The 12,953-nt window shown below is 71.5% G+C and carries 12 protein-coding genes and 2 tRNA genes; 2 read left to right on the forward strand and 12 right to left on the reverse strand.

Translation table 11 applies throughout. The features are described from left to right. Nucleotides 1-152 precede the first annotated feature (152 nt). A complete protein-coding gene (locus tag GUY61_RS08765; protein ID WP_166629512.1) occupies nt 153-1,757 on the forward strand; it encodes an NADH-quinone oxidoreductase subunit NuoF family protein in 1,605 nt (534 codons plus the stop codon). Nucleotides 1,758-1,895: 138 nt separating this feature from the next. Here the strand turns inward: GUY61_RS08765 and GUY61_RS08770 are convergent. From GUY61_RS08770 to GUY61_RS08825, 12 genes are all read right to left on the reverse strand, one after another. Then, nucleotides 1,896-1,968 (reverse strand) — tRNA-Ala (locus GUY61_RS08770). A gap of 105 nt (nt 1,969-2,073) precedes the next feature. Then, nucleotides 2,074-2,307, reverse strand: coding sequence for a hypothetical protein (locus tag GUY61_RS08775; RefSeq protein WP_016643127.1), 234 nt, complete (start codon nt 2,305-2,307; stop codon nt 2,074-2,076). A 597-nt stretch (nt 2,308-2,904) separates the two neighbouring features. After that, a tRNA-Ala gene (locus tag GUY61_RS08780) sits at nt 2,905-2,977 on the reverse strand. Between the two features lie 79 nt (nt 2,978-3,056). After that, the gene (locus GUY61_RS08785) at nt 3,057-3,710 is read right to left on the reverse strand and encodes a histidine phosphatase family protein (RefSeq protein WP_166629531.1); all 654 of its coding nucleotides are present in this window, start codon (nt 3,708-3,710) and stop codon (nt 3,057-3,059) included. Then, a complete protein-coding gene (gene rsfS, locus GUY61_RS08790; protein ID WP_313896581.1) occupies nt 3,707-4,165 on the reverse strand; it encodes a ribosome silencing factor in 459 nt (152 codons plus the stop codon). Before rsfS ends, GUY61_RS08785 begins: the two co-directional genes overlap by 4 nt. A gap of 147 nt (nt 4,166-4,312) precedes the next feature. Continuing rightward, complete coding sequence (locus GUY61_RS08795) at nt 4,313-6,139, reverse strand: LytR C-terminal domain-containing protein (RefSeq protein WP_166629514.1); 1,827 nt, start codon at nt 6,137-6,139, stop codon at nt 4,313-4,315. Nucleotides 6,140-6,149: 10 nt separating this feature from the next. Beyond that, a complete protein-coding gene (gene nadD / locus GUY61_RS08800) occupies nt 6,150-6,767 on the reverse strand; it encodes a nicotinate-nucleotide adenylyltransferase (RefSeq protein WP_166629515.1) in 618 nt (205 codons plus the stop codon). 31 nt (nt 6,768-6,798) lie between these two features. Then, the gene (locus GUY61_RS08805; RefSeq protein ID WP_166629516.1) at nt 6,799-6,963 is read right to left on the reverse strand and encodes a hypothetical protein; all 165 of its coding nucleotides are present in this window, start codon (nt 6,961-6,963) and stop codon (nt 6,799-6,801) included. A gap of 87 nt (nt 6,964-7,050) precedes the next feature. Next, on the reverse strand, nt 7,051-7,191 hold the full coding sequence (locus GUY61_RS08810) for a hypothetical protein (protein ID WP_166629517.1): 141 nt from the start codon (nt 7,189-7,191) through the stop codon (nt 7,051-7,053). Between the two features lie 51 nt (nt 7,192-7,242). Beyond that, complete coding sequence (locus tag GUY61_RS08815) at nt 7,243-8,640, reverse strand: extracellular solute-binding protein (protein WP_166629518.1); 1,398 nt, start codon at nt 8,638-8,640, stop codon at nt 7,243-7,245. After that, nucleotides 8,637-11,183, reverse strand: a complete 2,547-nt coding sequence (locus GUY61_RS41485) for a substrate-binding domain-containing protein (RefSeq protein WP_166629519.1) — start codon at nt 11,181-11,183, stop codon at nt 8,637-8,639. Before GUY61_RS41485 ends, GUY61_RS08815 begins: the two co-directional genes overlap by 4 nt. 15 nt (nt 11,184-11,198) lie before the next feature. Then, entirely contained in the window at nt 11,199-11,591 is a 393-nt protein-coding gene (locus tag GUY61_RS08825; protein WP_166629520.1) for an effector-associated constant component EACC1, read from the reverse strand. Nucleotides 11,592-11,814: 223 nt separating this feature from the next. Between GUY61_RS08825 and GUY61_RS08830 the strand changes: the two genes are divergently transcribed. Next, a complete protein-coding gene (locus tag GUY61_RS08830) occupies nt 11,815-12,948 on the forward strand; it encodes a M48 family metallopeptidase (protein ID WP_166629521.1) in 1,134 nt (377 codons plus the stop codon). Nucleotides 12,949-12,953: the final 5 nt, after the last annotated feature.

Consider the following 12,953-nt stretch of genomic DNA (forward strand, 5'->3'; position numbering starts at 1 on the left):
CCCTTCGACGCCCCCGCCACCGACGCCGGAAACCCCGCCGCGGCGGCCTGGTCGAACGACGAGACCCAGGTCGCACCCGGCCCGCTCTATCCTCCCCAGGCCGGTGAACCGTGGACCGGCGAATCGTGGACCGCACCCGCAGGAGAACGACCTTGAACGCTCCCATCCCCGACGTCCCTGAAGTCCGCGTCATCGGTCTCCCCCAGCTGACGACCGGCTTCGACCTCGTCGAGCGGCTCGACATCGCCATGCATCTGAAGGTGCACGGACCGCTCGAGCCGATGACGGGAGAAAGGCTCGCCGGCCTCGCCGAGGAGATCAAGCTGACCGGCCGAGGCGGAGCGGGCTTCCCCTTCGGGAAGAAGCTCCGCTCCGTGGCCAAGGCCGCCATCCGCCGCGGGGTGCGCCCCGTCGTGGTCATCAACGGGAGCGAGGGCGAACCGCCCTGCCGCAAGGACACCGTCCTGATGAACCGCGCCCCGCACCTCATACTCGACGGCGCGCTCCTGGCCGCCGAGGCCCTCGGGGCGCGCACCCTGGTGATGGTCGTCACCAGGGACTCCACCGAGAACTCCATGCGCGCGGCCATCGCGGAGCGCGGCCTGTCCGAGAAGCCGACCCGTCGGGGCAACCAGCTACGCGTGCAGATCCAGCGCAACCCCGAGCGGATGGTCTCCGGGGAGGCCTCCTCGGTGATCCGCTCGATCAACGGCGGCCCCTCACTGCCCCCGGGCCGCCGCACCCGCGCCGCCGAGTCCGGCGTCGCCAACCTGCCCACGCTGCTGTCCAACGCGGAGACCTTCGCGCAGCTGGCCATCGCCGCCCGCATCGGACCGGCGCGCTACGGCGCCACCGGCCTGCCGGGCGAACCCGGCACGGTCATGCTGACCCTCTCCGGCGCCGTCTCGCGCCCCATGGTCATCGAGTGCCCCACCGGCGTACCGCTGCGGTACGTCCTCCAGCTGGCCGGTGCCCCGCCGATGCCCCAGGGCGTGCTCACCGGCGGTTACCACGGCGACTGGATGGACGCCATGGGCGCCCACAACGCGCTGATCTCCAAGGAGTCCATGAAGCAGAACGGCGGCGCGCTCGGCGCCGGCGCGATCCTGCCCATCGGCCCGGAGACCTGCCCGCTGGGCGAGGCCCTCAAGGTGGCGCAGTGGCTGGCGGCCGAGACCGCGGGCCAGTGCGGTCCCTGCAAGCTCGGACTGCCCGCGGCGGCCAGCGGCCTGGCGGACGTCATGAACGGCGGCGGACCGGCCGCCCTGGAGGCGCTGCGGGAGATCATCGGCGCGGTGCGCGGCCGCGGCGTCTGCAAGCACCCCGACGGCTCGGCGCGCTTCTTCAACTCGACCCTCTCCGCCTTCACCGACGATCTGGCCGCCCATGTGCTCAACGGCGGCTGCGGGCGCGAGACCACCGGGGTGCTGCCGCTGCCGCACGACGGCTACGAGGAGGAGGGCATCCCCAGCGGCGAGAAGTTCGCCATCGACTGGACGCTCTGCAAGGGCCACCTGCTGTGCGTGGACATCGTGCCCGAGCTGATCCGCACGGGCCCCGAGGGTTACCCGTGGGCGGCGGACGTCATCGTCCCCATGCACATGCAGGCGCGGGCGCAGCGCGCCGTGCGCCGCTGCCCGGAGCTGGCACTGCGCCTGGAGCAGACGCAGCCGCAGCCCGCGGCGAAGCCGTCCAGGGCCGCTCTGCCGCCCGGTGGGGGCGGCGGGCGCAAGGCGCTCGGCAGCGGCCGGGACTGAGGTGTACGGGGCCGTGTGCGGGCGTCCCGCCGCCCGCACACGGCCCGTGGAGAGTGAGGGGGCGCCGGTACAGGGCTACCAGGGATCCCAACGCGAGAGCGGGCCGCCCGGATCGGGCGGCCCGCTCTCGCGTTCCTGTGGAGCTAAGGAGAATTGAACTCCTGACCTCTTGCATGCCATGCAAGCGCTCTACCAACTGAGCTATAGCCCCTTGTCGTGCCGCCCGGTTCCCCCGGCGACGACGACAACATTAACGGTCACCCCGGTCATCCACCAAATCGTTTTGCCGGCCCTCCGCACGCACCCGGTCCGGCGCCTACGCCGTCGCGAAGGAGTAGAACCGTTTGAGCGTGCAGTGCTCGTCGAGCAGCCGGCCGTAGATCGGCTCGCCCTCGAGTTCCCGGTACGTCTCGATGGGGTCGCCCTTGATGATCAGCGCCCGGGCGCACTCCTCGCACCAGTACTGGTAGTCGGGGTTGACGGGCTCCATGTCCCGGACGATGGGCGTGCCACTGCCGCACCAGTCGCATTTCCTCCTGTGCGCGCCCATCGATCAGCTCCAGCCGTGGCCGCAGGACGTACACACGTAAGAGATCCCCCCGTTGTCACCGAGAACCTGGGCGATGTCCGAAGACCCGCAGGACGGGCACTTCAGCGTGGAGGCGGCCGCACGAGGCGGAGCCGCGTCCTCCTCGTGTATACGCGCAGGCGTCACGAACTCCCTCACTCTCGGGCCGCGTCCCCCTCCGGCCGTCCGATTCTGCCACGGCGGAGCGAGGTGGTCAGCGTCGCCGCCGAACGATCCCGGCCACCGCTGCGGGCGGGCACACCGCCACCGGGGGCCGGGTGCGCCGCGGCGACGCGCCCGCCGGGGGACGCCGGCCACTGGTTTCCGGCCGGTTCGGGAAAAGTGCCGCGAACGACGCGACGCCGGTCACCCGTTGGCCCGGAGCCCGGCGAGCCGGGCGGGGACGCGGGGAAGGACGCGGCCGCACGGCAGACGGGCAGGCAGAGAGGCAGAGAGGCCGACAGGCCGACAGGCCGACAGGCCGACAGGCCGACAGGCCGACAGGCCGACAGGCCGACAGAGGGACGGACATGAGAAATCCCGCCCCCTCATGGGGACGGGATCCATTCACCGGTCTTGTGGAGCTAAGGAGAATTGAACTCCTGACCTCTTGCATGCCATGCAAGCGCTCTACCAACTGAGCTATAGCCCCTCGTGTTCTTCGCGCTGCGCGCTGCGAACAAGAAGAACTGTAGCCTGCGACCAGCCGGAAAGTGAAATCCGGGTCCGGCTCAGTCGTCGTCGCCGAGCACCGGCTCCGGAAGGGTGCCGGCGTTGTGCTCCAACAGGCGCCAGCCGCGCGCGCCCTCGCCCAGCACCGACCAGCAGCAGTTGGAGAGACCACCGAGGCTCTCCCAGCTCGCGGCCTCCAGGCCGAGCAGCCGGCCGATGGTGGTGCGGATGGTGCCGCCGTGGCTGACCACGACGAGCGTGCCGTTGTCGGAGAGCTTGTCGGCGTGCTCGAGGACCACCGGCGCGGCACGGTCGGCCACCTCGGTCTCCAGTTCACCGCCGCCGCGCCGCACCGGCTCGCCGCGCTTCCACGCCGCGTACTCCTCGCCGTGCCGCTCGATGATCTCCTCGTGGGTCAGCCCCTGCCAGACGCCCGCGTAGGTCTCGCGCAGGTTGCGGTCGTGCGCGACGGTGAGCCCGGTGATCGCCGCCAGTTCGGCGGCCGTGGCGACGACGCGCTTGAGGTCGGAGGCGACTATCGTCTCGGGCTTCATGGCGGCGAGCAGCCGGGCGGACCGGCGTGCCTGCGCGATACCGGTTTCGGTCAGCTCGATGTCCGTGGTCCCCTGAAAACGCCGTTCGAGGTTCCAGGCAGTCTGGCCGTGCCGCCACAGGACGATACGGCGGCCCCTGCCGCCCTTGCTGCCGTTCAGCTGAGTTCTCCGTCCGCTTCCCGTGCCGCGTTCTGGGATCCGTCGTGCGCCGGGCCGGCCGGGTGTTCCTCCGACTTGCCGCGGGTGGCCTGCGCGTCGGCCGGCAGTTCCAGCTCGGGGCAGTCCTTCCACAGCCGCTCCAGCGCGTAGTAGACGCGCTCCTCGCTGTGCTGCACATGCACCACGACGTCGACGTAGTCGAGCAGCACCCAGCGGGCCTCGCGGTCGCCCTCGCGGCGCACCGGCTTGGCGCCGAGCTGCTTGTTCAGCCGCTCCTCGATCTCGTCGACGATCGCCTTGACCTGGCGGTCGTTGGGTGCGGAGGCAAGCAGGAAGGCGTCGGTGATGGAAAGCACATCGCTGACGTCGTAGGCGATGATGTCGTGCGCGAGCTTGTCGGCCGCCGCCTGCGCGGCGACGTTGATCAGCTCGAGGGAACGGTCAGTGGCGGTCACAGGCAATCTTTCGGTTCGGGGCAGGGTTCTCGCCGACCGGGCGGCACGGGGCCGGACGGCCCCGCGCCGCCCGGTCGGGTCGGCGATCAGTACCCACCAAGGGTCTCACGGACCGCCGACCCTTCCCGAGGGCTTTGTCCGAGGCCGTCAGCCGGTCTCGAAGTCCCGCCCCAGGACGACACTCACATCCGCGTTGTTGGAGACCTCGCCCTTCTTCACCACGCTCGTCCCCAGCCCAAGCGTCTTGGCGACCTCCAGCGCGTCCGTCTTCCGGGCCGCGTCCGCGTAGGTGATGCGGGACGTCGTCTCGGGGGTGGCGGCGGTTCCGCCGTCGACGAAGGTGTAGCCGCCGTTGACAAGGTCGACACGTGCGTCGCCGATGGCCTTCTGGTCGCCGCTGGCGTTCTTGACGCCGACCCGCACGGCCGCGCCCTGTTCGGGGGCGGTCACGGTGCCGCCGAGCACGTCCTTGACGACGCTGCCGGTGGCCTCCTCGCTGAGGGTGCCGTCGGGCTCCACCGGCAGCAGTGCGGTCTGGTAGTCGCCGATCTTCGCGTGTTCGGCGAGCTTGGCGAGGGAGGCGCCGAGGTCGTTCTCGGAGAGCGAGGGGTCGGGGATCTGCGCCAGCGCCTTCACCGTGTCGGTGGCGTCGGCCTCGTCGCCGGAGATCTTCTTCAGCACGGCCTGCATGACCTGCCCGAACCGCTTCAGCTGCTGGGTGTCGCCCTCCCCCGGGCCCCGGTAGGTGGCGTAGGCGACGGCGTTCTGTCCGCCGAGCGTCTGGTCCTCGCCCTTCTTCACCAGGGGCGACTCCCCCTCCTTCGCCGCCGGGACGGTCGCGTCGGTGTCCAGCACCACGCCGCCGACGAGCTCGACGAGGTTGTCGAGGTAGGGGGTGTCGAGCCGCCAGGTGCCGCCGATCCTGGTGCCGAGCAGGGTGTCGAGGGCTTCCCTGGTGGCGGCGGGGCCCTCGTTCTCCACGGAGTTGCCGAGGGTGGTCGCGGAGCCGTCGTCGGTGGAGACGGCGAGTGAGTTGGGCAGCAGCACCGTGGTGCCCCGCTTGGTGGTGACGTTGTCGACGAGCAGCGCCGTGGAGGTGCCGCCGCTCTTGGTGTCGTGCAGGTGCACGACGATCACGTCGCGTTTCTGCGGACCGGAGGCGGTGGTGGCGTCCGTCCCCTGCTCACCGGACAGTCCCGGCAGCTTGCCCGCGTACCAGAGGTAGCCGACACCGCCGACGAGGGTCAGGGCGAGGACGACACACAGGGCGACTATCCGGTTGCGGCCGCGCCGCCTCGCCTCCTCGCGGCGCTCGGTGCGGCTCTCGGTGAACTTGAGCCAGTCGATGACGTCCTCGGCGTCCTCGTCCGGTTCCTCGATGAAGGAGAACTGCTCGGTCCGGTACTCGTCGCCGGCGGACGGCGGCTCGGCCGGACGGCGCTGTTCCGGCACCTGCGGGGCGCCGGGCGGCCGGCGCCGCGGCTGCCGGTCCTGCGGCGGCCGCAGCCCCTGCGGGTAGCCGGTCTGCTGCTGGTACTGCGCCGGGTCCTGGGCCTGGTTCTGTGTGCCGGGCTGCTGCTGCGGAATCCACTGCCGGGTGTCCTGCTGGGCCTGCTGCTGGGCCCGGACCTGCGCGGCCTGCTGGACCTGCGCCTGCTGGGCCCCGGCGGCGGGAGCGGCCTGCTGCTGCCCGGTGCCGTAAGGGCCGTAGCCCTGCCCCTGCCCCTGGCCGTACCCGTAGCCCTGGCCCTGGCCGTGCTGCGGCTGGGCATACCCCTGCCGCCCCTGCGGGTTGGGGTCGTACGCCGGCTGCCGGCTGTACGGGTCGTACCCGTACCCCTGCTGTTGCTGCTGTTGCTGCTGTTGCTGTTGCTGCCGGGCGGCATCGGGATGCCCGTACACCGGTCTGCCGTACTCGTCGTAACCGAGGAGCTGATACGGGTCCTGGGGGTACCCGTCCTGGCCTTCGTTCACGAGCGCTCCTTCAGTCGCCGCGGTACAGCTCGCGCTTGGCGATATAGCGAACCACACCGTCCGGCACCAAATACCAGACCGGTTCTCCGTTGGCGACCCGCGAGCGGCAATCCGTCGACGAGATGGCCAGGGCCGGTACCTCCACCAGGGAGACGCCGCCCTCGGGGAGCCCGGCGTCGCTCAGTATGTGGCCGGGACGGGTCACCCCGATGAAGTGCGCCAGCGAGAACAGTTCGTCGGCGTCCCGCCAGGTGAGGATCTGCGCGAGCGCGTCGGCGCCGGTGATGAAGAAGAGATCGGCGTCCGGGTTCAGGGCACGCAGCTCGCGCAGGGTGTCGATGGTGTAGGTCTTGCCACCGCGGTCGATGTCGATCCTGCTGACCGAGAACTGGGGATTCTCCGCGGTCGCGATGACGGTCATGAGGTAGCGGTCCTCGGCCGGGGAGACCTGCTTGTGGCTCTTCTGCCACGGCTGACCGGTGGGGACGAACACCACCTCGTCCAGATGGAAGTGGAACGCCACCTCGCTGGCGGCCACCAGGTGTCCGTGGTGGACCGGATCGAACGTTCCGCCCATGACACCCAGACGGCGCTTGACCGGGCCGGTAGGCGCTTGCTGCTCTCCCATGCGTGCAGAGCCTACTGGCCCGGTCGGCGACTCAGCGGTCCCGGTTGAAGCGGGTGGTGACCCACAGCAGGAGAAGCAGGACGAACAGGGCGCCGCCGCCCGTCAGGTAGGGGTTGAGGCTTTCGTGGTTGCCGCCGTGCTCTCCGCCCTCGGAGGCGAGAGTGACCAGGGAGGCAGCGGTGCTGTGGAGGCTCATCTTCAGCGGTACCTATTCACGAGTCGGAAGTCGGGCAGCGATCTCCGCCACATCGTAAGCGGGAGGCTTGGCGGCGCTCACGCCGACTCAGCCGTTGTCGCGGTAGCCGCGCAGGAGGAACCACGTCGGCAGACCCGCGCCCACCACCGAAACGACGATCAGCGCGCGCAGCGCGTTGCCCACCCCCTGCTCTTCTGCGGCGGCGAGCAGCGCGGTGAGGTCGGGCATGACGGTTGCTCCTTCGGTGTGAGTGGCCGCCTCTCACGGTAGACCTGCCGTTCAGCGGCCTCTCACCGAGGTGCGCAGTGCCTCGGTGAGCTTCTCCGCGGTGGCTCCGACCTGTGGTTCTCCGCCGTCGAGCGCGGTCCGCAGCAGGGGGTGGACATGGCGCTGTATGTCCCGGGTGACGGCGGCGTAGTACGGGGTGACGGGCCGGGCCGCGGCCTTGCCGAGGGAGGTACGCAGGGCGCTCTCGTACTCCTGGAACAGGGCGTCCGGGATCTCGTCGCGGTCCGGGAGCCCGCCGTCCACCAGCCGTTCGTCGCACTCGCCCCGCAGTGCCGCCTCGCGGGCCGGCACGAAGCCGCCGGCATAGAGGCAGCGGCCGGCCTCCTCGCTCGTCAGATGGGCGATCAGGTCCCGTGCCTGCCGCTGGCGGACGCTGCCCGCGACGAGGGCGAGGTTCTGCCCGCCGAGCGCGGCGGCGCCTCCCGGCAGGGTGGTGACCCCGAACTCGGCGTTGTCGGCGGTCCCGTCCTTGCGGCGGTCGTCGGCAAGACGGCCCAGGGCGAAGGGCCAGTTGCGCATGGCCAGCGCCTCGCCCTGGACGAAGCGCACGACGCTTTCGGTCTCGTCGGAGTCCAGCGACTCGGGGCCGAGCAGCGGCACCGCCCCGCCGCCGCTGTCGAAGGCCTCGGTCAGTTCGGCGAGGCCCTCGACGGCCCGGGCCTCGCCCGCCCGGACCGTGCCGTCCTCGTCGACGATGCGGCCGCCCTGGCGCCACACCGCCTCGTGGACGTTGACGGTGAGGCCCTCGTAGGCGCCGAGCTGGGTGATCAGCCCGGAGGTGACACGGGGGTCCCGCTCGCGGTCGAAGGAGGCTGCCGTCCGCTCCAGCCGGTCCCAGGTGCCGAGGTCGCGGCCGCGGCCGAGGAGGTCGGCACGGTAGTAGAGCAAACCCACGTCGGTGTTCCAGGGGACGGCCCAGGTGTCGTCCTCGTAGTCGGCGGTGGCGCGCACGGCGGGCCAGATGTCCTCGTCGAGGGGCTCCTCGAGCGGGCTGATCAGTCCTTGCTCCGCGAACTCGGCGGTCCAGGTGACGTCGAGGTTGACGATGTCGTAGCAGTCCTGGTTGCCGGCCTGGAGTGCGGCGACGAGCTGGCCGCGCTGCCGGTCGGCGTCATCGCTGAGCTGCACGATCTCGACGTCGACGGTCTCGTTGCGGCGGTCCCAGGCCCTGATGAGCCGCTGCCGGATGCCACTGGAGGTGAAGTCTCTGCCCGTGGCGATCCGCAGCACGGGCCGCCCGGTCGGCGAGGCGCACCGCGGGGCGGGCCCGGCCTGCCCGCCGTCCTCTCCCCCGCTGCACGCCGCGAGCAGTACGAGCAGCAGGGCTGCCGCGAGGCGCCCGCGGCGGGGTGCGCGCCGCGGGCGCACCGCCCGTCGCGCGCCGTTCACCGCCGCCGTCCTTCCGTGAGGGCCGCCACCTGGCCGGAGAGGCGGGCCGGCAGGTCGGCGGAGAGCGCCGCGCAGGCACCGCCCGAGGCCGTGGCCAGGGCTCCGGGCTCGTGCGGGGCGGTGGCGGTGTCGGAGCAGCCGTAGGGACGCATGGAGGCGACGAGCACGGGGATGCCCTCGGCGCCCAGGCTCCGTGCCCTGGCGCGGAGTTCGGCCGTCCTGGGCGGCTCTCCGCTGACGTAGTCTCCGTCGGTGACCAGCAGGATCGCGTATTGGTGCGCACCGTCCGCGGCCTGGCCCCGCAGCGGCTCGGCGGTCCGCTCCAGTGCCTGTAGGAGGTCGGCTTGCCGTTCCCGGCCGGGGCGCAGCGCGTCCTCGGTCAGCGGGAACCTGCCGGAGGCCGGGTCGCCCCGCCAGTCCCGCACGAGCGTCGTGGTACCGCCGCCGTCGGGGCGGGCGGGGAAGGTGCGCAGCTCGTAGCGGTCGTCGGAGCCGAGCCGGCGGAGTGCCTCCTCGACCGCGCTCCTGGCGGTGGTGTACCTGTCGCGCTGCCGCATGGAGCCCGAGACGTCGAAGAGCACACTGAGCCGCAGGTCGGGGTGGGCTGCGCGGAAGCGGGCGAGCCGGTCCTCCAGCGGGACGGGGCCGAGGTCGACGGTGGTGCCGCGCGGGCCGCCGTAGCCCTGGTCGGCCAGTGCGCCCAGGCCCTCCTCGGCGGCCAGCCAGTGCCGGAAGCGGGTGACGGCCGCGTCGCGCGCCGTCCGGTCGGCGGCGGGCCAGCTCACGCTGACGAGCGGGTAGTCGAGCGGGGGCAGCCCGTCGATCTCGTACAGGTGAAGTCCGTCGCGAGCGCCGCCACCCGTGCCGTCGGCGTCCGGGCCGGAGCCGGGGCAGTTGCCGCGCCGTTCGGCCTGGCGCTGGGAGACCAGGGCGCCGGCGGCGCCGCCCCTGGCGAGTTCGCAGAGGGTTCCGGTGCTGTCGGTGAGGGAGCGGCCCAGCCCTATCACCTCGGTCTCCAGTTGCCTTATCACCTTGTCGGGCAGGACGGGGACGTCCTCGTCGAGGGGCAGTCCCCCTGGCCCGTCCGGAGGTTCGGCGCCGTACATGCCGAGGGTGTGGACCAGGCCGGTGCCGGAGACGGTGGGGTTGGGACGGAGCAGCCGCACCGGGGCGGGGGCCTCGGCCAGGGCGGCGCGCAGCCGGGGCCAGGAAGTGGTGCCGACCCTCCCGGTCGGCCGCGGCAGCCCGAGGCTCTTCCTGCCGGACTCCGTGAGGGCGAGGACGGGCAGGTCCGCGGCGACGGGCGTGCCGCGCAGGAAGCCGGCCCGGTCCTCTCCCGCGGGCAGTCCGGCCAGCCGTCCCCGTACGTGCTCGACCTCGGCACTGGACTGGGCGAGCCAGAGGTCGGGCTGGGGGCCGACGGCGCCCAGGGCCTCACTGCGTCCGGAGCCCCAGTCGCCGGCACGCCGGAAGGCCTCGGCTAGGGTGTCAAGACCCGCGCCGTAGACACCGATGCGGCTGGTGCGGCAGCCGTCGGACGAGGAGCGCTCGTAGGTCTCGGCGATCGCGGTCATGGCTTCCACCTCCTCGGGGGCGGTGACCATGCGCAGCTCCAGCGGGGGGTCGCAGGGCTCGTCCCCGGCCAGCCTGACACCGGCGACGGTTCCGGCCGCGAGGACCGCGAGGACGGTCAGGGCGCCGAGCACCCGGTTGGGCCAGACGGGGCCCGCGAACCACTGCCAGGGGAGGGTGAGGTGCCCGGTGAGCCGGCGCACCCAGCGGCGCACGCGTTGCCGCAGCGGGTAGCGGGGCCCCTTCAGGACCAGTGAGAGGACCGTCTCCGCGCCCGCGCCCGAGGAGAGCTGGCGTGCGAACCAGGGGTCCTCGCGCGCGGCGTTCTCGGGCTCCCGGGCGAGCTCGTCGAGCCGGGTGCCGAGGGTCAGTACGGTGACGAACTCGTGCCGGGAGACGCCTTCTCCGAGCACCTCGACGAGCTTGGCGGTGAAGGGGGTCAGCCGGTCGTGCTCCGCCCCGCAGGAGATCAGCATGCGTTTGGGGGAGGAGGTGAGGACGGAGAAGGGCTTGCTGTCCGGAACGGTGGCGCCCGGCAGTCCGCCGGAGAAACAGCAGTCGAGGATGAGCACGACCCTGCGGGAGCGGGTGTGTTCCAGCTGCGAGATCAGGTCGGCGAGAGAGAGCGCGGACGACTCGATGCCGTCCCGGGTGGACCCGGAGACCGTGAGGTACAACTGGTCGGTGCCCGGCGGGAGATAGCCGTGTCCGACGTAGTAGTAGATGAGCAGTTCGGCCGCCTTGCGCTGCTCGTTGTCGATGGCCCGCTCGATGTCGCCGCGCAGCCGGGGATTGAGCAGGGTGTGCACCCGGCTGGGAAGGAGCAGCCCGGTTCCGGGGCGGGTGAGCACCTCGCGCAGCGCTTCGAGGTTTCGGGCGGCACGCCCGGCGCCGATCGGCGTGAACTCCTCCGGGTGCAGGTAGGAGTCGACCCCGATGAGGACGGCCCGGGACGCCGTGGGCGAGGCCACGAATCCGGGCATAGGTCAGGCCCCGGGCGCTCGCCGCATCCTGTCGTCGACGAGCCGCCTTATTTCCTCCAGTTCGGCGTCGGTCATGCCGCTGGCCTTGATGACCACGGTGCGGTCGCCGACGGTGAGCCGGGCCCGCAGGTCCCGGTCGGGCTGGCTGGCGAGGTGGCTCCTGATGGAGCGGACGAGATACCCGAGCGTGACCGTCGCCCCGGCGACGGAGAACTGCACCACGAGGTCGTACACGAGGCCGAGGGTGCCGGGCTGTTCGTCGCGCGGGACGCGCTCCATCAGGGTCTCGCCGATCTCGCCCTGCTTCAGGAACCAGTCCTGGAGCGAGTCGAGGGCCCGCGGCGCGGCGGCCGGGTCCTGCGGCTCGACGACGATTCTGGCTCGCTCGGGCTCCATCGCCCCTCCCCCGTCACGGAAAAGCCGGACTCGGTGTCACTCGGTGACCAACTCTCCCATCGTAACCCGCTGGTACGGCAACGACCCCGGACAGTAAGCGAGTTGAACCGTTTCTCCACAGCTTCCCGGCCGGGTTGTCCACAGGCCGGGTTCCCGCGCAACCACAACGCCTACGCTGAGGTCTTGTCGGGTGGACGACACACCCGGAGAAATGGGGGCCACCATGACCGATACCGGCCAAGAGAAGGTGCCGAGCCGCAACCGGCGGCGTTTCCCCGGCATTTCCTCGCGTACGTACGAACATCCGGCGGATCGCTCGGCGCTGGTGGCCCTGCGCAAACTCAGCGGCTTCGACACGGTGTTCAAGGCACTGAGCGGGTTGCTGCCCGAGCGCAGCCTGCGGCTGCTGTTCCTGTCCGACTCGGTCCGGGTGGGCGAGACCCAGTTCGCGCACCTCAACGTCATGCTGCGGGACGCCTGTTACATCCTGGACCTGGAGAAGGTCCCGCCGATGTACGTAACGCAGGACCCGAAGCCCAACGCGATGTGCATCGGGCTCGACGAGCCGATCATCGTGGTCACCACCGGCCTGGTGGAGCTGCTCGACGAGGAGGAGATGCGCTTCGTCGTCGGCCACGAGGTGGGCCACGCGCTGTCGGGCCACTCCGTGTACCGGACGATATTGCTCTTCCTGACCAATCTCGCCCTGAAGGTGGCGTGGATACCGCTGGGCAATGTGGCGATCATGGCGATCGTCACGGCGCTGCGCGAGTGGTTCCGCAAGTCGGAGCTGTCCGCCGACCGCGCCGGACTGCTGGTGGGGCAGGACCCGCGGGCCGCGATGCGCTCCCTGATGAAGATCGCGGGCGGTAATCACCTGCACGAGATGAACGTCGACGCGTTCCTCGAGCAGGCGGAGGAGTACGAGGCCGGGGGCGACCTGCGCGACTCCGTGCTGAAGATCCTCAATGTGCTGCCGCGTACCCACCCCTTCACCACTGTGCGCGCCGCCGAGCTGAAGAAGTGGGCGGAGAGCCGCGACTACCAGCGGATCATGGACGGCCACTACGAGAAGCGGGAGGCCGACAAGGACACCTCGGTCACCGACTCCTTCCGCCAGTCCGCGAACCACTACGCCGACACGGTGCGCACCAGCAGGGACCCGCTGATGAACCTCGTGCGGGACATCGCGGGCGGCGCCGGCGACCTGGGCGGGAAGCTGCGCGGCACGTTCACGGGCGGGTCCCGGAGCGGGTCCGGCGGCGGATCGGGCACGGAGGGCGGCGCGGAGAGCGACGGGGACGGAGAAAGCGGCGGGAGCGGCTCGGGCGGCCGGAACGGCCAGGACCCGGCCTGAGGGCT

Origin of the sequence: Streptomyces sp. GC420 (assembly GCF_009916105.1) — a bacterium.
GTDB lineage: Bacteria > Actinomycetota > Actinomycetes > Streptomycetales > Streptomycetaceae > Streptomyces.